Source organism: Pseudomonas sivasensis (genome assembly GCF_052938085.1).
Map to the genome: position 1 here is coordinate 2631466 of NZ_CP176442.1, position 23068 is coordinate 2654533.

General features: G+C 60.5%; 19 protein-coding genes and 1 pseudogene. 14 read left to right on the plus strand and 6 right to left on the minus strand.

The window, feature by feature from the left end; translation table 11 throughout:
* Positions 1-24: 24 nt before the first annotated feature.
* Together ACKZ62_RS12245 and uvrA are read left to right on the plus strand one after the other, a co-directional pair.
* Complete coding sequence (locus ACKZ62_RS12245) at positions 25-1725, plus strand: ATP-binding protein (RefSeq protein ID WP_447096739.1); 1701 nt, start codon at positions 25-27, stop codon at positions 1723-1725.
* Positions 1726-1733: 8 nt separating this feature from the next.
* A complete protein-coding gene (uvrA, locus tag ACKZ62_RS12250) occupies positions 1734-4253 on the plus strand; it encodes an excinuclease ABC subunit UvrA (RefSeq protein WP_181643353.1) in 2520 nt (839 codons plus the stop codon).
* Between the two features lie 114 nt (positions 4254-4367).
* On the opposite strand, the gene tkt is transcribed toward uvrA, so the two are convergent.
* Positions 4368-6422: a transketolase gene (tkt, locus tag ACKZ62_RS12255; protein WP_447096740.1), complete on the minus strand. Its 2055-nt coding sequence runs from the start codon at positions 6420-6422 to the stop codon at positions 4368-4370.
* A gap of 175 nt (positions 6423-6597) precedes the next feature.
* Here tkt and ACKZ62_RS12260 point away from each other — a divergent pair, with 175 nt between their 5' ends.
* Entirely contained in the window at positions 6598-6825 is a 228-nt protein-coding gene (locus tag ACKZ62_RS12260; RefSeq protein WP_032886572.1) for an HP1242/YdcH family protein, read from the plus strand.
* Positions 6826-6960: 135 nt separating this feature from the next.
* Here the strand turns inward: ACKZ62_RS12260 and hglS are convergent, their stop codons facing one another.
* The gene (gene hglS, locus ACKZ62_RS12265) at positions 6961-8337 is read right to left on the minus strand and encodes a 2-oxoadipate dioxygenase/decarboxylase HglS (RefSeq protein WP_447096741.1); all 1377 of its coding nucleotides are present in this window, start codon (positions 8335-8337) and stop codon (positions 6961-6963) included.
* 199 nt (positions 8338-8536) lie between these two features.
* Here hglS and ACKZ62_RS12270 point away from each other — a divergent pair, with 199 nt between their 5' ends.
* Complete coding sequence (locus ACKZ62_RS12270; RefSeq protein ID WP_447096742.1) at positions 8537-11164, plus strand: MGH1-like glycoside hydrolase domain-containing protein; 2628 nt, start codon at positions 8537-8539, stop codon at positions 11162-11164.
* Between the two features lie 92 nt (positions 11165-11256).
* On the opposite strand, the gene ACKZ62_RS12275 is transcribed toward ACKZ62_RS12270, so the two are convergent.
* Entirely contained in the window at positions 11257-11571 is a 315-nt protein-coding gene (locus ACKZ62_RS12275) for an SCP2 sterol-binding domain-containing protein (protein ID WP_032886566.1), read from the minus strand.
* A 56-nt stretch (positions 11572-11627) separates the two neighbouring features.
* The gene (locus tag ACKZ62_RS12280; protein ID WP_447096743.1) at positions 11628-12338 is read right to left on the minus strand and encodes a histidine phosphatase family protein; all 711 of its coding nucleotides are present in this window, start codon (positions 12336-12338) and stop codon (positions 11628-11630) included.
* Between the two features lie 207 nt (positions 12339-12545).
* Here ACKZ62_RS12280 and sohB point away from each other — a divergent pair, with 207 nt between their 5' ends.
* Both sohB and ACKZ62_RS12290 read left to right on the plus strand, forming a co-directional pair.
* Complete coding sequence (gene sohB / locus ACKZ62_RS12285; RefSeq protein ID WP_017135929.1) at positions 12546-13571, plus strand: protease SohB; 1026 nt, start codon at positions 12546-12548, stop codon at positions 13569-13571.
* A 318-nt stretch (positions 13572-13889) separates the two neighbouring features.
* Complete coding sequence (locus tag ACKZ62_RS12290) at positions 13890-15458, plus strand: TerC family protein (protein ID WP_032886560.1); 1569 nt, start codon at positions 13890-13892, stop codon at positions 15456-15458.
* A 19-nt stretch (positions 15459-15477) separates the two neighbouring features.
* Here the strand turns inward: ACKZ62_RS12290 and ACKZ62_RS12295 are convergent.
* Both ACKZ62_RS12295 and ACKZ62_RS12300 read right to left on the minus strand, forming a co-directional pair.
* Positions 15478-15768: pseudogene (locus tag ACKZ62_RS12295) on the minus strand (thioredoxin family protein); the annotation flags it as partial.
* Positions 15769-15842: 74 nt separating this feature from the next.
* Positions 15843-16091 carry a hypothetical protein gene (locus tag ACKZ62_RS12300; protein ID WP_032886558.1) on the minus strand — a complete coding sequence of 83 codons (249 nt, stop codon included), beginning with the start codon at positions 16089-16091 and terminating at the stop codon, positions 15843-15845.
* 332 nt (positions 16092-16423) lie between these two features.
* On the opposite strand from ACKZ62_RS12300, the gene ACKZ62_RS12305 reads away from it, so the two are divergent.
* The 8 genes from ACKZ62_RS12305 to ACKZ62_RS12340 all read left to right on the plus strand — a co-directional run bounded on the left by ACKZ62_RS12305 (position 16424) and on the right by ACKZ62_RS12340 (position 23021).
* The gene (locus ACKZ62_RS12305) at positions 16424-17272 is read left to right on the plus strand and encodes a transporter substrate-binding protein (RefSeq protein WP_032886556.1); all 849 of its coding nucleotides are present in this window, start codon (positions 16424-16426) and stop codon (positions 17270-17272) included.
* A gap of 52 nt (positions 17273-17324) precedes the next feature.
* The gene (locus tag ACKZ62_RS12310; RefSeq protein WP_065878346.1) at positions 17325-17987 is read left to right on the plus strand and encodes an amino acid ABC transporter permease; all 663 of its coding nucleotides are present in this window, start codon (positions 17325-17327) and stop codon (positions 17985-17987) included.
* Positions 17988-17998: 11 nt separating this feature from the next.
* Entirely contained in the window at positions 17999-18661 is a 663-nt protein-coding gene (locus ACKZ62_RS12315; protein WP_095184540.1) for an amino acid ABC transporter permease, read from the plus strand.
* The gene (locus ACKZ62_RS12320) at positions 18658-19440 is read left to right on the plus strand and encodes an amino acid ABC transporter ATP-binding protein (protein WP_032886550.1); all 783 of its coding nucleotides are present in this window, start codon (positions 18658-18660) and stop codon (positions 19438-19440) included. The genes ACKZ62_RS12315 and ACKZ62_RS12320 overlap by 4 nt, the downstream gene beginning before the upstream one ends.
* A 16-nt stretch (positions 19441-19456) precedes the next feature.
* Positions 19457-19846: a RidA family protein gene (locus ACKZ62_RS12325; RefSeq protein ID WP_010210958.1), complete on the plus strand. Its 390-nt coding sequence runs from the start codon at positions 19457-19459 to the stop codon at positions 19844-19846.
* 165 nt (positions 19847-20011) lie between these two features.
* Positions 20012-20776 carry an IclR family transcriptional regulator gene (locus ACKZ62_RS12330; RefSeq protein ID WP_032886547.1) on the plus strand — a complete coding sequence of 255 codons (765 nt, stop codon included), beginning with the start codon at positions 20012-20014 and terminating at the stop codon, positions 20774-20776.
* A gap of 9 nt (positions 20777-20785) precedes the next feature.
* Positions 20786-21994: an amino acid deaminase gene (locus tag ACKZ62_RS12335; protein ID WP_032886545.1), complete on the plus strand. Its 1209-nt coding sequence runs from the start codon at positions 20786-20788 to the stop codon at positions 21992-21994.
* Positions 21995-22112: 118 nt separating this feature from the next.
* Positions 22113-23021: a sugar kinase gene (locus ACKZ62_RS12340; RefSeq protein ID WP_122680722.1), complete on the plus strand. Its 909-nt coding sequence runs from the start codon at positions 22113-22115 to the stop codon at positions 23019-23021.
* Positions 23022-23068: the final 47 nt, after the last annotated feature.

The window sequence follows — 23068 nt, forward strand, 5'->3', positions numbered from 1 at the left end:
TTCTCTTTTGCACTGAGCCGAACGATGCAATTTTTATCCAACCCCCACGGCTGTGAAGGTTGGGCCGGTGAAATGGCCCAGCGCATTCGCGCGTTCGATTGGTCGACCACGGACCTCGGTCCCATTAACCAGTGGTCCACCAGCCTGGCCTGTAACGTGCAGATGATGCTCGCATCGCCGATGCCGATGGTGATGTTGTGGGGGCGGGCCGGGTACATGATTTACAACGACAGTTACTCGGTCTTTGCCGGCGGCCGCCACCCGTCTTTGCTGGGGGCTCCGGTGGAGTTGGGTTGGCCGGAGGTGGCGGATTTCAATCGCCATGTGGTGGACACCTGTCTGGCCGGCGGCACTCTGTCCTTCAACAACAAAGACCTGGTGCTGCTGCGCAATGGCCAGCCGGAAACCGTGTGGCTGGATTTGTATTACAGCCCCGTCGCCGGCGACAACCAGCAACCAGCCGGCGTGTTGGCGATTGTGGTCGATACCACCGAACTGGTGAAGTCCGAACAGGTGCGCCAGGAACTCACCCATAACCTCGAACAACGGGTGGCCGCTGAAGTGCAGGCGCGCTCCAGTGCCGAGGACCAGTTGCGCCAATCGCAAAAACTCGAAGCCATCGGCGGCCTCACCGGCGGCGTGGCCCACGACTTCAATAACCTGTTGCAAGTGATCGCCGGCAATCTGCACTTGCTGGCCCGCCATGAGCCAGACAATGCCCAGGTGCAGCGCCGCGTCAACGCGGCCATCGCGGCAGTGGAGCGCGGGGCCAAGCTGTCGGCGCAACTGCTGGCCTTTGCCCGCCGCCAGCCGTTGTCGCCGGCGGTGTACAACCCGCAACGCATCTATGCCGGCCTTGGCGAACTGTTGCAGCGCGCACTGGGAGAAACCATTCATATCGATGTGCAGTTGCCCCAGGATTCCTGGAGCATCAACGTCGACCGTAACCAGTTGGAAAATGCGTTGCTCAACCTGGCGATCAATGCCCGCGACGCCATGAAAGGTGAGGGGGTGATCCGCATCAGCGGCGAAAACATCATCCTTAACCCCGGCGATTGCATTGGTAAAAGCGTCAGTCCCGGAGAATATGTGCGCCTGGCGGTCACCGACACCGGGGTGGGCATGCCACCTGGGATCCAGGCCAGGGTGTTCGAACCGTTCTTCACCACCAAGCGCGACGGTCACGGTACCGGCCTGGGCTTGAGCATGGTGTTCGGCTTTGTGCGTCAAAGTGGCGGGCATGTCGAGGTCAGCAGCGAAGAAGGCCTGGGCACCGTGGTGCAGTTGTACTTCCCGCGCAGCCTGGGCGAGGAGTGCCTTGAAGCGTCAGACGAGCCCGTTGCGTCCGTAGGCGGCCAGGAAACGATCCTGGTGGTCGAAGACAACGAAGGCGTGCGCCTGACGGTGGTGGACGTGCTCGAACAGTCGGGCTACACCGTGATCACCGCCGAGGACGGCGACCAGGCCATGTCGAAGCTTAAAGCTGGCCTGCAACCCGAGTTGATTTTTACCGACGTGGTCATGCCCGGCCGCCTTAAAAGCACCGACCTGGCCGCCTGGGCCCGTGCACAAACCCCGCCCGTGCCGGTGCTGTTCACTTCCGGTCACACCCGCGACATCCTCTCCAGCAACCACCTGCTGAGCCCCGATATTCATCTGCTGAGCAAGCCCTACAGCCCCGAAGCCCTGACGCTACGGGTGCGCAGCGTGCTCACCGCACGATAAGGTTGACCATGACTTCACAGCGCAACATCCCTGCGATCACTGCCCAACGCCCAGGCTTTGTCAGGGTGCGCGGCGCCCGCGAGCACAACCTGCAAAACGTCGACGTGGATATTCCCCGGGATGCCCTGGTGGTGTTTACCGGCGTGTCGGGTTCGGGCAAGTCGTCCCTGGCGTTTTCCACGGTGTATGCCGAGGCCCAGCGGCGCTACTTCGAATCGGTGGCGCCTTACGCGCGGCGCCTGATCGACCAGGTTGGCGTGCCCGACGTGGACAGCATCGAAGGCCTGCCGCCCGCCGTGGCCCTGCAACAGCAGCGTGGCACGCCCAGCGCGCGGTCTTCGGTGGGCAGCGTCACCACGTTATCGAGCCTGATCCGCATGCTCTATTCCCGCGCCGGCAGCTACCCTGCGGGGCAAGCGATGCTGTATGCCGAGGACTTTTCGCCGAACCTTCCCCAGGGTGCGTGCCCGCAATGTCATGGCCTGGGCCGCGTGTATGAAGTGACCGAGGCGCTGATGGTGCCCGACCCTTCGCTGAGTATTCGCCAGCGCGCGGTAGCCTCCTGGCCGTTGGCGTGGCAGGGCCAGAACCTGCGCGACATTCTGGTGACCTTGGGCTATGACGTGGATATCCCATGGCGCGACCTGCCGAAAAAGCAGCGCGACTGGATCCTGTTCACCGAAGAAACCCCCACTGTGCCGGTGTATGCCGGTTTCACCCCGGAGCAAACCCGCGAGGCGTTGAAGCGCAAGCTGGAGCCTAGTTACCAGGGCACGTTCAGCGGCGCGCGGCGCTACATCCTGCACACCTTCAGCCACACCCAAAGCGCGCTGATGAAAAAGCGCGTGTCGCAGTTCATGCAGGGCAGCGCCTGCCCGCTGTGTGAAGGCAAGCGGCTGACCAAGGCGGCGCTCTCGGTGAAGTTTGCCGGGGTGGATATTGGCGAGTTGTCGCAGCTGTCGTTGTCGCAGCTGGCCGAACTGCTGCGGCCGGTGGCGGCGGGGCAGGACACGATGAAGCTCTCGGTGGAGAAGCGCCTGGCTGCGCAGCGTATCGCCCAGGACTTGCTGGAGCGGGTCAGCACCTTGATCGAATTGGGCCTGGGTTATCTGTCCCTGGAGCGCAGCACACCGACCTTGTCGTCCGGGGAGTTGCAACGTTTACGCTTGGCCACGCAATTGGGCTCGCAATTGTTTGGAGTGATCTATGTGCTGGATGAGCCTTCGGCGGGCTTGCATCCGGCGGATGGCGAGGCGTTGTTCACCGCGCTTGAGCGCTTGAAGGCCGCCGGTAATTCGTTGTTTGTGGTGGAGCACGACTTGGAAACCATGCGCCGCGCCGACTGGTTGATCGACGTCGGCCCGGCCGCTGGCGAGCATGGCGGGCAAGTGCTGTACAGCGGGCCACCTGCTGGGTTGGCTGACGTAGAGGCGTCGCAGACCCGTGAGTATTTGTTCGCCGAGCGGCGTACATCAAATCCCTCTCGCCGCGAACCCAGTGGTTGGTTGAAGTTGGAGGGCGTGACGCGCAATAACCTCAATGGTCTGAACGTGGATTTTCCCTTGGGCTGCTTCACCTCAGTGACCGGCATTTCCGGCTCGGGCAAGTCCAGCCTGGTCAGCCAGGCGCTGCTGGAATTGGTGGGCAGTGGCCTTGGGCGTGTGGTGGAGAACGACGAAGAGCCGAGCCTGGAAGATGACACGCCGCAAACCAGTGGCGGGCGCATCAGCGCCGGGCTGGAACAGATCCGACGCCTGGTGCAGGTGGATCAGAAACCCATCGGCCGTACGCCACGTTCCAACCTGGCGACCTACACCGGGCTGTTCGACAACGTGCGCAAACTGTTCGCCGCCACGCCTGCGGCAAAGAAGCGCCATTACGATGCGGGCCAGTTCTCCTTCAACGTCGCCAAGGGCCGTTGCCCGAACTGCGAGGGCGAGGGCTTTGTCAGCGTCGAGTTGTTGTTTATGCCGAGTGTGTACGCACCCTGTCCGACCTGCCACGGCGCGCGCTACAACCCCGAGACCTTGGCGATCAAATGGCAAGGCTTGAGCATCGCTCAGGTGCTCGGGATGACCGTCGAGCAGGCAGTCGAGGTCTTTGCCGAGCAGCCAGGGGTACTGCGCTCGTTGCAGGTGCTGCGGGATATCGGCCTGGGTTATCTGCGACTGGGTCAACCGGCTACCGAACTGTCCGGGGGTGAAGCGCAGCGGATCAAATTGGCCACCGAGCTGCAACGCAATGCCCGTGGGTCGACCTTGTATGTGTTAGATGAGCCAACGACCGGGCTGCATCCGCGGGATGTGGATCGCCTGCTCAGCCAGCTCAATCACTTGGTGGATGCAGGGCACACGGTGGTGGTGGTCGAGCATGAAATGCGTGTGGTGGCCCAGAGTGACTGGGTGATCGATATCGGTCCGGGGGCAGGGGATTTGGGCGGGCAAGTGGTGGCCAGCGGTACGCCGCAAAAAGTTGCCAAGAGCAAGAAAAGCCGGACTGCGCCATTCCTGGCCCGAGCGTTGATCTAACAGTTAAACAGGTCCACATGTGGGAGGGGGCTTGCCCCCGATAGCGGTGGGTCAGTCACCCCATCAAGTGCCTGACAGATAGCTATCGGGGGCAAGCCCCCTCCCACAGAGTGATCAGTGTCTGGTCAGTTGGATTTGTGCCTTGGCCTGCTTCACCACATGTTCCACCGTAAACCCAAACTTCTCCTGCAACTTCGCCAACGGCGCCGAAGCCCCGAAGCTGTTCATCACCACCTTGGCGCCGGTTTGCCCGACATAGCGGTCCCACCCCAAAGGTCCAGCCTGTTCCATCACTACGCGCGCCGTCACCGCCGGCGGCAACACACTGTCGCGATAGGCCTGGTCCTGTTCTTCAAACAACTCCCAGCTCGGCATCGAGACGACTTGTGCGGCAATCCCTTCGCACTTGAGTTGTTCATAGGCCGCCACCGCCAGGCTGACTTCACTGCCGGTGCCGATCAAAATCACCTGGGGTTTATCCGCCCCCGCCAACACATAAGCGCCTTTGGCTGCACCGGTCGCCGCTGCGTATTGCGTGCGATCCAGAGTCGGCAGCGGCTGGCGTGACAGCACCACACAGCTCGGCCGATGGGTTTGCGCCAGCGCAACTTTCCACAGCTCCAGGGTTTCGTTGGCGTCGCCAGGGCGAAGGGTCAGCAACCCTGGCGTGGCGCGCAACTGCGTCAGGTGCTCAATGGGCTGGTGCGTCGGCCCATCTTCACCCACGCCGATGGAGTCGTGGGTAAACACGAACACCACCGGCAACTCCATGATCGCCGCCAGGCGGATCGGTGGTTTCATGTAGTCGCTGAATACCAGGAAGGTCGAGGTGTACGGCCGCAAATACGACAGCGCCATGCCATTGGCAATGGCGCCCATGGCGTGTTCGCGAATACCGAAATGCAGGTTGCGCCCGCTGTAGTCATCGGCGCTGAAGCGCCCGGCACCGTCGAAGGTGAGGTTGGTTTTGGTCGAAGGCGACAAGTCCGCCGAGCCGCCGAGCAGCCAGTGGATTTGCTGGGCGAAGGCATTCAGTACCTCGCCACCCGCCGCGCGGCTGGCGACGCCCTTGGCATCGGCGGCAAAGTCGGGCAGGTCAGCCTGCCAGTGCTCGGGCATCTCCCCGGCGCGCATCCGCCGTAGTTCATCGGCCAATTGAGGGTCGAGACGGGCCAGGGTCTGGTTCCATTGCTGGTACAGCGGTTCGGCGCGGGCGTGCAGGGCGTCGCGCAAGAGCGTGCGCGCCTCATCGGGCACCAGGAAGCTGGAATCCTGCGGCCAACCATACGCAGCTTTGGTCAGGCGGATTTCGTCATCACCCAACGGCTCGCCATGGGCGGCGGCGGTGTTGTGCTTGTGGGGCGAACCGTAACCGATCACGCTGTCGACTACGATCAGCGTCGGCGCGCCGGTATTCGCCTGGAAGGTCTCCAGGGCTGCGCTCAGTGCCTGCAAGTCGTTGGCATCGGTGACGTGCAAGGTGTGCCAGCCATAGGCCTGGAAACGCTTGATCACGTCTTCGCTGAAGGCAAGCTCAGTGTGGCCTTCGATGCTGATGGTGTTGTTGTCGTAGATCCAGCACAGGTTATCCAGCTTCAAATGGCCGGCCATCGACGCCGCTTCGCTGCTGATGCCCTCCATCATGTCGCCGTCGCCACACAGGGTGTAGACCTTGTAATCGAACAGCACCTGGCCGTCATGGTTAAAGCGCTCAGCCAGCCAACGCTCGGCCATCGCCATGCCCACGCTGTTGGCGCAGCCCTGGCCAAGGGGGCCTGTGGTGGTTTCCACGCCTGTGGTCATGCGGTATTCCGGATGCCCCGGCGTCTTGGAGTCGGCCTGACGGAATTGCTTGATATCGTCCAGGCTGATCGCCGGGTGCCCGGTGCGCTTGCCATGGGCATCAATTTCTTTCACACCGGCCAAGTGCAGCAGCGAATACAACAGCATGGATGCATGCCCCACTGACAACACAAATCGGTCACGGTTGGGCCAGTCGGGATGCTCGGGGTGATAGCGCAGAAACCGGCTCCACAGCGTGTATCCCACCGGCGCCAGGCCCATGGGCGTGCCCGGATGGCCGGAGTTGGCCTTCTGCACGGCGTCCATCGCCAGGGTGCGCAGGGTGTTGATGCATAGGGTGTCGACAGTGGTTGCGGCGTTAGTCATGAAACCGGTCTCCCTCAAGTGACGATCTACTGTGGAGGGCCGGGCGCCGCGAAGGTTTGATCCCATTGCCGTTGCCGCGACGAACGGGGACGTATTGACTTCAAACATGACAAGACCCTTTGCAATGGTCTAGCTTCAAGGGCGTAGGCCATTGATCAACTTGCGGAGGTACGTCATGCCAGTGAAACACGACCTGTATCAGGATTTGGGTTTGAGCAAGGAAGTCGTTCACGAACGCAGGGCGAGCGATAAACGGCTGGACTCGCTGCTCACCCAATACGACGCTGCCGACGGCGAGGTGCTCCGGGCGGAATCAGAAAAGGCCGACGACACAGTGGTGGAGGTGTTGAAGAAGAAACGCCTGCTGATCAAGGACGAAATCGCAGGGCGCCTCGACGCCTGAAACGCGGCAAGGTTTGTTCAGATTTGACTGAGGGACATCGTGGGAATCACTCCTTATGATGCGCCCCGTCCGCCCGGCTCTGGGGACGTTTTGCAGCGCAAGGACTGTGCTGTTGAGCCGGGTGGACGCTGTCTTTCAAGCCAGCAGCGCTTCAGTGCACGCATCGATCGAACGCTGTTGGGTCTCGCTGTACAGCTGCAATTCATCGATGGTCTTGCGCCCCAACGCCTTTTCGAATTCCGCCTGGTTTGAATTGGCGGCGTAGTGACTCTGTGCCGCATCCCCCAAATTCGACTGGAAAATCCCCGCCGCACTTACCGGCAGAAAATCCTCATACACCAACGGCTCTACATCCACATGACCGGCGGCGATCAGTGCTTGCAATGTGCGTGGTTGATCGGCGTGGCCGCGTGCCGCCAGGCCTTGTTCCGTGGCGAAGTAGCGGAAGTACGCCAGGCCTTGTTCGCGCATCTGCCCGTGGTTGTCGGGGAAGGCCTGGAAGTGTTGTTCCATCAAGTGCATGTAGCGCGCGGCGTTGGATTCGTTGGGGAACGCGCCCAGTTCGTTGCGGGCGGCGTTCAGCAGTTGGTCGTAGAGGGCGCGGCCTTTGGGCGTGAGGGCGACGCCACGCTGTTCGATTTCACCGAAGCGGGCGCTGTGGCGGCCTTGGGCGTCGGTGAAGGCGATGGCTTCGTCGAGGGCCTTGAAGCTGGTCTGGCGCAGCAGGATCGGGCACTGGCGGCGCAGTGGGCCTTCGATCACGGCCTTGGGGGTTATGCCCTTGGCGGGCATGGCGGTCTGTACCTGATCAATGTCCAGGGTGCGCGGTGTGAGGTGGTTGATGTGCGGCCCCTTGAAGGCCACCACATCGGCGATCAGACGGTGCTGGTCACTGAGTTGCTGGTACTGCGCGGCGGTAACGGTGGCGGTGTGGTGCCAGCGGAAGGTTTCCAGGGCCTGGCGGATGAATTCGGCGGCCTCGTCGGCATTGAGGCCGCCGTTTGTTTCCGCTTTTGCGATAAGCGCCAGGGCGCCGGGGGTGAAGATCGAGCGCTTTGCCAATGCGGTTTCGGCGAAGGCGCGAAGTTCGGCATTCTCGATCAATTCCAAGCGCAGCAGGGAGGTGAACACCCGAAACGGGCTGGCTTGCAGCGCGTGTTCATGCACCGCGCGAAATGCTGTGGAATGCACCGGCACGCCGGCTGGCGTGAGGTCGTAGTAGCCCACGGGCTGCATGCCCATCACCGCAAACAGGCGGCTGATTGTGGCCAATTCCGCTGCTGTGCCCAAGCGAATGGCGCCGTGGCGTTCCATGTCCAAACGCTGGATTTCGCCGGTGCGTTGCAGCTGTTGCGCCAGGCTCGGTTCGCTGTCGAGCACGCGGCTATTGGTCTCGGCTACCAACTCCATCAGCGCGCCATACAGGGGAACTTCATCTCGGTACATATCGGACATGGCCTTGGAAAACCCCTTGCGGATCTCGTCTGGGCTGACATGTGCGGTACTGGGCATAGAAAAATTCCTGATGACGGTGGAGAGGGTGATGGTCTTTTACTGGATTTTGTTGGGCCCCAGGTGCGCTTGCAAACGAAGATTCCTCTGGACTTCATTCTGCAAATGAATGAACGGCATTCTCTGCCAAGTCTTCATGTGCACGCGGGTGTGGATGGGTTCTACACTGCTCCTCACCTTGTCGGCGATGGAGGACCCAATGACGGCCACGCCCGTAACGCAAACGATTGAAGGCCAACGCCTGGCCACTGAAGACGCCGAGCGCTGGCGCGAATGGGGCCCGTACCTGAGTGAACGCCAATGGGGCACCGTGCGTGAAGACTACAGCGCCGATGGCGATGCCTGGCGCTACTTTCCCCATGAACACGCGCGCAGCCGCGCCTACCGTTGGGGTGAGGACGGCCTGGCCGGTTTCAGCGACAAGGCGCAACGCTGGTGCCTCGGGCTGGCGCTGTGGAACGAGCGCGATTCGATCCTCAAGGAGCGGTTGTTCGGTCTCAACAACGCCGAGGGCAACCATGGCGAGGACGTCAAGGAACTGTACTTTTTCGTTGATGGCGTACCGAGTCATGCCTACATGCGCATGCTCTACAAATACCCCCATGCCGCCTTTCCCTATGCTGACCTGATCACCGAGAACGCCCGTCGCGGGCTGGGTGATGCCGAGTATGAAATCCTCGATACCGGCGTGTTTGAGGACAACCGCTATTGCGATGTCAGCGTCGAGTACGCCAAGCAGCAGCCTGACGATATTTTCATGCGGGTCACGGTGCATAACCGCTCGGAGCAGCCGACGCGTTTGCAGGTAATGCCTCAACTGTGGGCGCGTAACGACTGGAGCTGGACCTTTGATGCGCCCAAGCCGCAGTTGCGGCTGGACGGCGAGCAGGTGTTGGCCCGTCATCATGAATTGCCGGATCGTTATCTGAGTGCCTGGGGACAGGATGGCTTGGAATGGTTGTTCTGCGAAAACGAAAGCAATGTCGTGAAGCTGGACGGGCAGGTGGCACCGGGCCCGTTCAAGGATGGCATCAACGATTACGTGGTCAGTGGCGCTCAATCGGCGATTCGCCGGGACACCGGTACCAAGGTTGCAGCGCGGTTCATCCTTGAACTGGCAGGGCAGGAAAGCAAAACCTTGTACCTGCGCTTTGCCCCCGTGGATGCGCCCCCGGCCAACGCCCGTAAATTGTTCGAGCAACGTCGTCAGGAAGCCGATGACTTCTATGCGGCCCTGCAACAGGGCATTGGCGATGCGGACGCGCGCAATGTGCAGCGCCAAGCCCTGGCTGGCTTGTTGTGGTCCAAGCAGCTCTACTATTTCGACGTGAACCAATGGCTCGATGGTGACCCAGCCCAGCCCGCGCCGCCGACTGAGCGCCTGCATATCCGCAATACCCATTGGCGGCACCTGTCCAACTTCGACATCCTTTCCATGCCCGACACCTGGGAATACCCGTGGTATGCCTCGTGGGACCAGGGCTTTCAGGCGGTGGCGATGGCGCTGATCGACCCGGGTTACGCCAAGCAACAGTTGCTGCTGCTGGTGAAGGATCGCTTCATGCATCCCAACGGCCAACTGCCGGCTTATGAATGGCGCTTCGATGATGCAAACCCGCCGGTGCATGCCTGGGCCAGTTGGCGGGTTTACCAGCAGGACAAGGCGTTGACCGGTGTAGGCGACATGGATTTTCTAGAGAGGATTTTCCATAAGCTGCTGCTGAATTTTTCCTGGTGGGTCAACCGCAAGGACGCCGAGGGCCGCAACCTGTTCCAGGGCGGTTTTCTCGGGCTGGATAACATTGCGTTGTTTGACCGTTCGGCGGCATTGCCGCCGGGGTATCAGTTGGACCAGGCCGACGGCACAGCGTGGGTTGCCGCGTATGCCCTGGACCTGATGCGCATCGCCCTGGAGCTGGCCAGGCGCAATGCCGTGTACGTGGATATTGCGGTGAAGTTTTTCGAACATTTCCTGTATATCGCCGGTGCCATTAACCGGGTCGATGACAGTGCCGAAGGTTTGTGGGATGAGCAGGACCTGTTCTTCTACGACGTGCTGCACAGCCCCGATGGGCAGAACGAGCCGGTACGTTTGCGCTCCATCGTCGGCCTGATGCCGTTGTTCGCCGTGCTGGTGCTGGAGCAGCGCGAGCATGAAGGCCTGGAGGGTTTGCGCGAACGGTTGCTGGGCTTTATGAAACACCGGCCGGACTTGGCTAAATTGGTCTCGCGCTGGAACGAGCCGGGGCAGGGCAATCGCTTGTTGCTGGCGTTGTTGCGGGGCGAACGCACAAAGGACCTGCTTCGGCGCATGTTGGAGGACAGTGAGTTCCTCTCTGCGTTTGGCGTGCGCTCGCTGTCCAAAGCCTTCGCCGAGCAGCCCCTGGCGCTGAAGATGAACGGCGACACCCTCAGCGCGCGTTACCAGCCTGGCGAGTCAGACTCACGATTGTATGGCGGCAACTCGAATTGGCGTGGGCCCGTGTGGATGCCTGTCAATTACATGCTGATTGAATCGCTGCGTGAATTTCATCGGTACTACGCGGATAACTTCTCGGTGGAGTACCCGACAGGCAGCGGGTATCTGTCATCCCTGGAGGAAGTGGCTGAGGGCCTCAGTCAGCGGCTGACCGGGCTGTTTCTAAGGGACGACAATGGATGTAGGCCATCAATGGCGGGCTATTCGCAGTTGGAAGCGGACCCGCTCAGCCGTGATCTGGTGTTGTTCCATGAGTATTTTCACGGGGAAACCGGGCGCGGGTTGGGGGCGTCCCATCAGACGGGGTGGAGTGCGTTGGTGGCGTTGCTGCTGCAATCGAAGGTCTGAGTTGCGGCCTCGGACCTTGATTGAACCCAGGTTAGTTGGCAAAAAAAATCCCGCCTGGAGAGGCGGGATCGATATGCAAGCTTGCCTGTGAATCAGGAAGGGAACAGCTCACTCAGTTTCATCGCGAGCATCATGTCGCCTTCAGTGCGCAGTTTGCCGCCCATGAAGGCCTGCATGCCGTCAGTCGAACCGTCGACGATGCCTTCCAGGGTCGCGCTGTCCATGACCAGGGTCACTTGTGCGTCCGGGTTTTCACCTTCATGCAGTTCGCAGGTTTTGTCTTTGACGACCAGGGAAAAGTTCTTGGTGTCATCGATACGGAAACCGAATACCAGGTCCAAGCCGTCGGCAGCGCTTGGGTTGAATTTGGCTTTCATTGCTTCTACAGCTTTGGCTACGTCAGTCATGGTTTCGATCCTTTTGGGTGGAGTCCAGTGACCTTGGGGTCACGGTTGGCCGCACTTCATCGGAAGGTGATGAGTTGCGGCGCCTTCAACAGTTGCAAGTGGCTATGACTGTTGAAGGAAGCCAGTGCCACCTCGCGACCGCGGAATTTCAGCTGGTTGAGCGAGGTGTTAACAATTTGCCAGTTCAGTTCGAAAGCCTGTGTAGCAGGCATTCGGGTAATCAGGTGGAGCAGGGCAGTGATGGTGCCGCCGGAGGTGAACACGGCGATTTTCTGTGTGTTGTCTGCGGCATCGAGAATGCGTTGCAAGCCACCCTGAACGCGCTCGACAAACCCCAGCCAGCTTTCCAGTCCCGGCGTGTCATAAGTGCCGGCCAACCAGCGTTCAATGATCAGGGCGAAGATGCGTTGGAATTCGCTGCGGTTCTGCGCGGCATTGCGCAGGATGTCCAGGGCGTCGGGTTCGGTGGTGAGCAGGTCGGGGAGCAGGGCGCGGATGATCGCTTCAGCATCGAATTCGTTGAAGGCGCTGTCGGTTTCCAAGGCCGGAACCGGCAGGCCAAGGGCGCGGTATTGATCGAAGGCAGCCGTGGCGGTGTGCTGCTGGCGGCGCAGGTCGCCGGCCACGCAGCGGTCGAACACGATGCCCATGTCCGCCAGGTGGCGACCGAGCACTTGTGCCTGCTCCACACCAACGGGCGACAGGACGTCATAGTCGTCTGCACCGAAGGAGGCCTGGCCATGTCGAATCAGATAGATGCTGCCCACGTCCGTTTTCCCGGTACGTTGAAAGTCTGGCGAGGTTATGGGGATGCCAGGGAGCTGTCAATGAAAAAACATACGCTTGTTTTAAAAGCTCCTTAGAGGCCTTGGCTGCCGACGGTTTGATCACTGGCCCGAATGCGGTGCCATCGGTATGCTTGGGCAATCCGCGCCTGGCGCACTGCTCTTGTAAATGCACTTGTAAGGAGTCACATGGATTTTTTGGCCGAATATGCCAGCTTCCTGGCGAAGACTGTCACCCTGGTGGTCGCTATTCTGGTGGTACTGATCAGCTTCGCCGCACTGCGCAGTAAAGGTCGTCGCAAATCCGCCGGCCAACTGCAGGTCAGCAAGCTCAATGATTTCTACAAGGGCCTGCGCGAGCGCCTGGAGTCGAGCCTGCTCGACAAGGACCAGCTCAAAGCGCTGCGCAAGTCCGAAAGCAAAACTGAAAAGAAGAACAGTAAGAAAAAACCCGAGGCCAAGCCACGGGTGTTCGTGCTGGATTTCGACGGTGACATCAAGGCCTCGGCGACCGAGAGCCTGCGCCATGAAATCACCGCATTGCTGAGCTTGGCCACGCCCAAGGACGAAGTGGTGCTGCGTCTGGAAAGTGGTGGTGGCATGGTGCACAGCTACGGCTTGGCCTCGTCACAATTGGCGCGTATCCGCCAGGCGGGCGTGCCATTGACCGTGTGCATCGACAAGGTCGCGGCCAGCGGCGGTTACATGATGGCGTGCATCGGCGAGAAGATCATCAGCGCGCCGTTTGCCATCCTGGGCTCCATCGGCGTAGTGGCGCAGTTGCCCAACGTCAATCGCCTGCTCAAAAAACACGATATCGACTTTGAAGTGCTGACCGCCGGCGAATACAAACGCACCCTCACCGTGTTTGGCGAAAACACCGAAAAGGGCCGCGAGAAGTTTCAGGAAGACCTGGATATCACTCATCAACTGTTCAAGAACTTCGTGTCGCGGTATCGCCCGCAGTTGGCGATTGATGACGTGGCCACGGGTGAAGTCTGGCTCGGCGTTGCAGCTCTCGACAAACAGTTGGTCGACGAGCTGCAAACCAGCGACGAATACCTGGCCACCAAGGCCAAGACCGCCGAGGTGTTCCACCTGCACTATGCCGAGCGCAAAAGCCTGCAAGAGCGCGTGGGCCTGGCGGCCAGCGGTTCGGTGGACCGAGTGCTGCTGACCTGGTGGAGCCGGTTGACCCAGCAGCGGTTCTGGTAACCCGACCTTCAGAATGCATGGGGTCCCCTGTGGGAGGGAGCAAGCCACCTCCCACAGGGGCATGGGTTTCAAAGACAGGTTTTGTAATAGTTTTGCGTTGTGGGAAATTTGCTTTTCGCCTGTAGGATTCAAGTCCTTTTGTTATTTCAGGATTTGCATGAACACCCTCTCGGAGCCCCCCAGTCGTCTTTCCCCAAGACATCCGCTGCTGCCGTTCCCGCTGAAACATCCCGTATTCCGACTGCTAACCTTGTTCCGGTCCACTGACCGCGCTTTGCCGTGTCCGGCATTCTGAAACCTAGATAGAGATTTATATAAATGGAATGGTTAGCGGATCCAACGGCCTGGCTCGGCCTGTTGACCTTGATTGTGCTGGAACTGGTGCTGGGTATCGACAACCTGGTGTTTATCGCGATCCTGGCGGACAAGTTGCCACCGGAGCAGCGTGACCGTGCGCGGTTGATCGGTTTATCCCTGGCATTGCTGATGCGCCTTGGCCTGCTGGCGAGTATTTCGTGGTTGGTGACCCTCACCCAGCCGCTGTTCGAGGTGTTCGACAAGAGTTTCTCCGGTCGTGACCTGATCATGCTGTTCGGTGGTGTATTCCTGCTGTTCAAGGCCACCATGGAATTGCACGAGCGCCTTGAAGGGCATGTGGCTCAGCGCACGGGCAACGTGGCGTATGCGATGTTCTGGCCGATCGTGGCGCAGATCGTGGTGCTTGATGCGGTGTTCTCCCTGGATGCGGTGATTACCGCCGTGGGCATGGTGGATGAGCTGGCGGTGATGATGATCGCGGTGATCATTTCCATCGGCCTGATGATCGTGGCGAGCAAGCCGCTGACGCGCTTCGTGAACGCCCACCCCACAGTGATCATGCTGTGCCTGGGCTTCCTGATGATGATTGGTTTTGCGCTGACCGCCGAAGGCCTGGGTTTCCATATTCCGAAGGGTTACCTGTACGCAGCCATTGGCTTCTCGATCCTGATCGAAGTGTTCAACCAGATTGCCCGCGCCCGTCGCAAGAAATCGGCGCAGGGCGTGTTGCCGGTGCGCGAGCGTACTGCCCATGCGGTGATGCGCTTGCTCGGCGGTCGCAGCCTGGCGGTAGAAGAGGTGGGCGAAGACGTGGCCGACTTGCTGGGCGAGACAGATGCCAATCAGGGCCCGCTGTTTGATCGACGTGAACGCGTGATGATCAGTGGCGTGCTGCAACTGGCCGAGCGGCCGATTCGTACCTTGATGACGCCGCGGGCCAAGGTCGACTTTATCGACCTGGCGGACGATGCCGACACGATTCGCCTGAAATTGATGCATTCGTCCTACTCTCGCCTGCCGTTGATCCGCAACGGCGTGGTAGATGAGCCGTTGGGCTTCGTGCATAAAAAGGAACTGCTCAAGGAATACCTGGCCGGCAACGAGCCGAACCTGGAGCACCTGGCGCGTCGAGCGATCAACCTGCTGGAGAGTTTTTCGATCCTCAACGCCCTGGAACAGATGCGTCAGGAATCGACCCACATCGCCTTTGTGATCAACGAATTCGGCGACTTCATGGGCGTGTTGAGCATGACCGACATTCTCGAGTCCATCGCCGGTGAATTGCCGGATGCCAGTGAGATCGAAGGGCCGGATATTGTCGAAGAGGGCGATGGCTTCCGTGCCAATGGCGCCTTGAACCTGACCCAGATTCGTCAGCGTACCGGCTTCAAGGTTGTCGCGACGGAGGATTACCAGACTCTGGCCGGGTTGGTGATGAGCCTGCTCGACCGCCTGCCCGTGGTGGGCGATAGCCTGGAGCATGAGGGCTGGCGCTTGACGGTGGCTGCGGTCGAGGAGCGGCGGGTGACGCAGGTGGTTTTGCGCGCTTGTGGGGGGCATAGAGCATGAATGCGTTTTCGATCGTCTGCACTTGTTCGTCCTCGGGGCCGAACCCTCTGAACGTCTGCATCAGTGTGCCGTTGAGATAAATCAGCAGCGTTGGGGTACCCGTAACCTTCGGGTGCCTCGGGGTTTTCGCGCAATAAAGTACCAGGCTCACCACTGAGCGGTACTTGCGGGCAATCCTCTGGAACAGCGGCCCGGAGATCGCGCAGCCCGGGCAGTGATCTGAGACAAACAGCAGGAATACCGGCCGCGACGTGCTCAGTACGCGCTGGTAATCCTCGGCATTTGCAATGGTCGCGGTGGCAACCCCCATGATGATCTCCTTACGAGCGGCGCGGGTTTCTGCCAACGCTAAGCTCGAGGGTCATCGTCGTCTACTGTCAACCTTCACAGGTCCGCGTCACGCTCCAGGCGTTCGCGGGCCTTGCGTGCCTGGTTCGCGCACTTGCGGTATTCCTCATTGTCACTGGACGCTTTGGCGCGGCGATAGCCGTGGTGGTTTTGGCTGCTGTAATTGATGTCGAAGGCTTCTTTGAGCTTGCGCAATTCTTCTTTGCATTCGCGGCGGTCGTTGTTGGCCGACGCGCTGCCGGCGGCCAGAAACGAAAGCAGTACCAGGGTGAGACTGAGCTTCATCGCAATGCAGTCCTTGTCGTTGGGTGTGTGCCAAAGGCTAGCCCAGCACAGGGATTTTTCCATGGGGCGGGCGCACCGTCGGGGTGCGCGGTAACGGGGCGGTGACGCACGCCAATGGCGCTGTGATCCCCTGTGAGGCCTTGGGTAGCAATCTGAATCCGGATGCTGGCGCAACGCCGCATCTTACGCCTCGCGTTATCTATCTGATTACCAAGGACTTTACCCAGGCCGTAGTTTTCGCTAAGCGCGTATGGCACACTTTCTGCTGTCTATTCCGTTGTTACATACTAAGTTCCGGTATAGCGGAATACACAACTTCTGGAGTGCTTGTCATGCATCACCGACCTTCCGTGTTCAAAGCGTGTGTTTTTCTCTTCGCCGCATCGGCTTCCCTCGCAGGCGTTGTGCAGGCGGCGGACAGCAAGCTCGATAACGTGCTCAAACGTGGGCATTTGATCGTGGGTACAGGCAGTACCAATGCGCCGTGGCACTTCCAGGGAGCGGATGGCAAGTTGCAGGGGTTTGATATCGACATCGGCCGCATCGTGGCCAAAGGTTTGTTCAACGATCCGAGCAAGGTCGAGTTTGTGGTGCAGTCGTCTGACGCGCGCATTCCCAACCTGCTGACGGACAAAGTCGACATGAGCTGCCAGTTCATCACCGTCACCGCCAGCCGTGCACAGCAGGTGGCGTTCACCCTGCCTTATTACCGCGAAGGCGTGGGCCTGTTGCTGCCGAACAACAGCAAGTACAAAGAGATTGAAGACCTGCAGGCGGCGGGCGATGGCGTCACCGTGGCCGTGCTGCAAAACGTGTATGCCGAAGAACTGGTGCACCAGGCGCTGCCCAAGGCCAAGGTCGACCAGTACGACAGCGTCGACCTGATGTACCAGGCCGTGAATTCCGGTCGCGCCGATGCCGCCGCCACCGACCAATCCTCGGTCAAATACCTGATGGTGCAGAACCCCGGCCGCTACCGCAGCCCGGCTTACGCCTGGAGCCCGCAAACCTACGCGTGCGCGGTCAAACGTGGTGATCAGGACTGGCTGAACTTCGTCAACACTGCCCTGCATGAAGCCATGACCGGTGTGGAATTCCCAACCTACAAAGCCTCGTTCAAGCAGTGGTTCGGTGTCGACCTGCCAGAACCGGCGATTGGTTTCCCTGTTGAATTCAAGTGATCCGGAACAACCGGGGTGCCTGCCAAGGCGCCCCAACTAGGTACTGTCGACCATGAACTATCAGTTGAACTTTGCCGCCGTGTGGCGCGATTTCGACACCTTGCTGGCGGGGCTCGGTCTTGGCCTGCAACTGGCATTGCTGTCGATCGCCATCGGCTGCGTGATCGGCCTGTTGATGGCGTTTGCCATGCTGTCCAAACATCGTGCGCTGCGCATCTTCGCCTCGGTGTATGTGACAGTGATTCGCAACACGCCGATCCTGGTGCTGATCCTGTTGATCTACTTCGCCTTGCCCAGCCTGGGTATCCGGCTGGACAAGATCCCCTCGTTCATCATCACGCTGTCGTTGTACGCCGGTGCCTACCTGACCGAAGTGTTCCGCGCCGGTCTGTTGAATATTCCCAAGGGGCTGCGTGAAGCCGGATTGGCGATTGGCCTCGGCGAGTGGCGTATCCGTGCGTATATCACCGTGCCGGTGATGTTGCGCAATGTGCTGCCGGCGCTCTCGAACAACTTTATCTCGCTGTTCAAGGACACCTCGCTCGCCGCTGCGATTGCGGTGCCCGAGCTGACCTATTACGCCCGCAAGATCAACGTCGAAAGCTACCGGGTGATTGAAACCTGGCTGGTCACGACCGCGCTCTACGTGGCTGCCTGTTACCTCATTGCCATGTTGCTCCGCTACCTGGAACAGCGTCTGGCGATCCGTCGTTAAGGAGGGTTTTTATGTACGAATCCCCCAGTTGGCTACACGAGTTGTGGGTCGCCCGAGAGACCCTCTGGGCCGGCTTTCAGACCAGCATCTACTGCTCGGCGCTGGCGATTATCTTTGGCACCCTGATCGGCATCTTCGCCGGGCTGGTGCTGACCTACGGCAAATTCTGGATGCGTGCGCCGTTTCGCCTGTATGTGGATTTGATCCGCGGTACACCGGTGTTCGTGTTGGTGTTGGCGTGTTTCTACATGCTGCCGGCGCTCGGCTGGCAGATCAGCGCGTTCCAGGCCGGTGCCGTCGGGCTCACGCTGTTCTGCGGTTCCCATGTGTCGGAAATCGTGCGCGGCGCACTGCAAGCCATTCCCCGTGGGCAACTGGAAGCGGGTAAGGCGATTGGCCTTACGTTCTACCAGTCCCTGGCCTACGTGCTGTTGCCCCAGGCATTGCGGCAGATCCTGCCGACCTGGGTCAATTCCTCCACGGAGATCGTCAAGGCCTCGACCTTGCTCTCGGTGATCGGCGTGGCCGAGTTGCTGCTCAGTACCCAGCAAGTCATCGCACGTACCTTCATGACCCTGGAGTTCTACCTGTTCGCCGGGTTTATGTTCTTTGTCATCAACTACGCCATCGAGTTATTCGGGCGCTACATTGAAAAGCGGGTGGCCTTGCCATGAACCAACCTCAAACAACCGAGCCGCTGCTGAACATTCGCGGCCTGCGCAAACAATACGGCGATGTGGAAGTGCTCAAAGGCGTCGACCTGTCCATGCAGCGCGGCAACGTAGTGACCTTGATCGGTTCCAGCGGCTCGGGCAAGACCACGCTGCTGCGTTGCGTCAACCTGCTGGAAGAGTTCCAGGGCGGCCAGATCACCCTGGACGGCGAATCCATCGGCTACAGCGACATTGGCGGCAAGCGCGTGCGCCACCCCGAACGCGTCATCGCCCAGCACCGGGCGATGACCGGCATGGCGTTCCAGCAGTTCAACCTGTTTCCGCACCTGACCGCCTTGCAGAACGTCACCCTGGGCCTGCTCAAGGTCAAGAAGATGGGCAAGGATGAAGCCGTGGCTTTGGCGGAAAAATGGCTGGACCGCGTAGGACTTTTAGAGCGCCGCAATCACTTCCCCGGCCAGTTGTCCGGCGGCCAGCAACAGCGTGTCGCGATTGCCCGTGCGATTGCGATGAACCCCAGCTTGATGCTGTTCGACGAAGTCACCTCAGCCCTCGATCCGGAGTTGGTAGGTGAAGTGCTCAGTGTGATCAAAGGCCTGGCGGAAGAGGGCATGACCATGTTGCTGGTCACCCACGAAATGCGCTTTGCCTATGAAGTCTCGGACAAGATCGTATTCATGAACCAGGGGCGGATTGAAGAGCAGGGCTCGTCGAAGGATATCTTCGAGCGGCCTCAATCGCCGCGCCTGGCGGAATTTCTCAAGAACATTCGTTTTTAATCAGGAGCATCGTTTTATGAGCATCACTCGTTACGGAGCCGGCAGTACTGCCGGCGGTGGCCAGCCTCGTCCCTTCGCCCGCGCGGTGGAAGCGGACGGTTGGCTGTACGTCTCGGGCCAAGTGCCTGCGGTGGACGGCGAAATCATCACCGGCGGGATCATCGAACAAACCCGCCAGACCATGCGCAACGTGGTGGCGATCCTCGAAGAAGCCGGCTACGAGCTCAAAGACGTGGTGCGCGTCGGCGTATGGCTGGAAGACCCTCGGGACTTCTGGAGTTTCAACAAGGTCTTCGGCGAATACTTCACACCCGAACATGCCCCGGCGCGGGCCTGTGTACAGGCCAATATGATGGTGGATTGCAAGGTGGAGATTGATTGTGTGGCCTACAAGAAAAAGGGCTAAATTGCCCCACTCTTAAGCTCCAGAGATCAAATGTGGGAGGGGGCTTGCCCCCGATAGCGGTGTATCAGTAACAGAGGTGTTGATTGACACGCCGCCATCGGGGGCAAGCCCCCTCCCACAGTGGACCTGCGCCAGCCCTACCATTTCGACCGGACCGAAATTGCCATGACCGAAGACACCATCAAACGCCGCGCCAAAGGCCTGGACCGTGCATTCGACATCCTTGATTTCCTCAAGGAAGTCGGCCAGCCCCTGCGGCCGAATGATATCGCCAGCGGCATTGGCAGCCCCAAGTCCACCGTCTATGAATTGGTCGCATCCTTGCTGGAGCGCCGCATTCTGGAAACCGTGGGCAAGGATGGTCACGTCTACCTCGGTCGCCAGTTGTACTTCCTCGGCCAGGCGCACCTGCGACACTTCGACCTGACTCGCGAGGCCGATCACGCCTTGCAGGAGATCGTCAGCCAGACCCATGAAACCGCGCAGATGTGCCTGCTCAACGGGCGCAAATACACCGTGGCGCTGATGCGCGAAGGCGAGCGGCATTTCCGGATTTCTTCGGACATCGGCGAAAACGCCCCGATCCCCTGGACCGCCTCCGGGCGCCTGTTGCTTGGGCACCTGAGTGACCAGCAAATTGTCGACCTGATCGACCACGATGACTTCATCCTGCCGGACGGCCAGCGTCTGCCGCTGGAAACGTTCCTCGCGCAAATCCGTCAGGCTACCCTCGATGGGTTCTTTTCCTTCGACAGTGTGGCCGACACCTTTACCCATTGCTTTGCCGCCCCGGTGCGGGACGCGCAAGGCATCAGCATTGCGACCCTGTGCATCGTCGCCCCTCGGGCCGATGCGCAAAAAAACTACAACGACTATCGCCGGGTGTTGATCGACAGCGCCAATCACCTGGCGCGTCGCATCAACGAATAGGAGCTTTACATGTCTGCCATCAACGCCGTTGAAAAAGGCGCCGCCGCCGTCGGCGCCCACCTGGTCCGAGACGTCAGCCTGCCGGCCCTGGTGCTGCACCGCGACGCCCTGGAACACAACATCCGTTGGATGCAGGAGTTTGTCAGCAACAGCGGCGCCGAACTCGCGCCCCATGGCAAGACCAGCATGATGCCGGCACTGTTCCAGCGTCAGATCGCCCAGGGCGCCTGGGGTATTACCCTGGCCAACGCCGTGCAGACCCGCGCCGCCTATGCCGGAGGTGTGCGCCGTGTGTTGATGGCCAACCAACTGGTGGGCGCGCCGAACATGGCGTTGATCGCCGACCTGCTGGCGGACAAGGATTTTGACTTCCACTGTATGGTCGACCACCCGGATAACGTCGCCGACCTGGGCCTGTTCTTCGCCGCCCGTGGCCTGCGCCTGAACGTGATGATCGAGTACGGCGTGGTTGGCGGCCGTTGCGGTTGCCGCAGCGAGCAGGAAGTGCGCGACCTGGCCAAGGCGATCAAGGCCCAGCCGGCCCTGGCACTCACCGGTATTGAAGGCTACGAAGGCGTGATCCATGGCGAGCACGCCGTCAGCGGCATCCGCGACTTCGCCGCCAGCCTGGTGCGCCTGGCAGTGGACTTGCAGAACAACGGTTCTTTCGACTTGGCCAAGCCGATCGTCACAGCGTCGGGTTCGGCGTGGTACGACCTGATCGCCGAATCCTTTGAAGCGCAGAACGCCGCCGGCCGCTTCCTCAGCGTATTGCGCCCCGGCAGTTATGTGGCCCACGACCATGGCATCTACAAAGAAGCTCAATGCTGCGTGCTCGACCGCCGCAGCGACCTCAGTGAAGGCCTGCGCCCGGCCCTGGAAGTCTGGGCTCATGTGCAGTCGTTGCCTGAGCCCGGTTTTGCGGTGATCGCCCTCGGTAAGCGCGACGTGGCCTACGACGCCGGGTTGCCGGTGCCACTCAAGCGCTACAAGGCCGGTATTGTGCCGGCGCAAGGCGATGATGTGAGCGCGTGCAAGGTCACGGCCGTGATGGACCAGCATGCGTTCATGGTCGTGGCGCCTGGGGTTGAACTGCGCATTGGTGACATCATTTCCTTTGGCACTTCCCATCCTTGCCTGACGTTTGACAAGTGGCAGGTGGGTTGCCTGGTGGATGAACAGTTGCAGGTGATCGAGTCCCTGCATACCAGCTTCTAGATCGCGTCGCTCCTATCGGGGGCAAGCTCCCTCCCACATTTGAAATGTGTTCACACATCAAAGTATGGGAGGGGGCTTGCCCCCGATGAGGCCATCAGCCCCCCCCGAGACAGCAGCCATGACCACCCATCCACGCATCGCCCTCATCGGTGAATGCATGATCGAACTGCAACACCGCGCCGACGGCAGCCTGCAACAAAGCTTCGGCGGCGACACCCTGAACACGGCGGTGTACCTGCGCCGTGAGTTGGGCCCGATCGGCAGCGTCGATTACGTCACCGCCTTGGGCGATGACAGCTTCAGCGACGCCATGTGCCAGCAATGGACCGACGAAGGCCTGGGGCTGGGCTTGGTCCAGCGCCTGCCGGGCCGGTTGCCGGGCTTGTACTGCATTCAGACCGACGCCAACGGCGAGCGTAAATTCCTCTACTGGCGCAACGAAGCCGCGGTGCGCGACTGTTTCACCACGCCGGCCGCCGAGCCCATCCTGGCCGCGTTGCCGGCCTATGACGTGGTCTATTTCAGCGGCATTACCCTGGCGGTGCTGGGGGAGGTTGGGCGCGAGCGTTTGCTGCAAGCGCTGGTTGACGCGCGCCGACGCGGCGCTACGGTGGTGTTCGACAACAACTACCGGCCGCGTTTGTGGGCCAGTGTCGAGGCGGCGCGTGCGGCTTATCGCAAGGTCTTGGCCGAGGTGGATATCGCCTTGCTCACCGAGGATGACGAGCGCGCGTTGTTTGGCTATGCCGACAGCGAGCAGGTGTTTGCGGCCTATCCGGCGATTGAGGAAGTGGTGCTAAAACGTGGGGCGGATGCGTGTTTGATCCGCTGTGCGCGGGAGCGTTTTGCGGTGCCGGCGTTGAAGGTCGAGAAGGTGGTGGACACCACAGCGGCAGGTGATTCGTTCAGTGCGGCGTATCTGGCCGGGCGGCTCAAGGGTGATTCGCCGGAGGAGGCTGCGTTGGCGGGGCATCGGTTGGCGAGCCGGGTCATCCAGGTACCGGGTGCGCTTATTCCCAGAGATTAAGTGAGTGGCCGCCCGCGGCGGATCGGGCCCACACGTGACCGCATTTC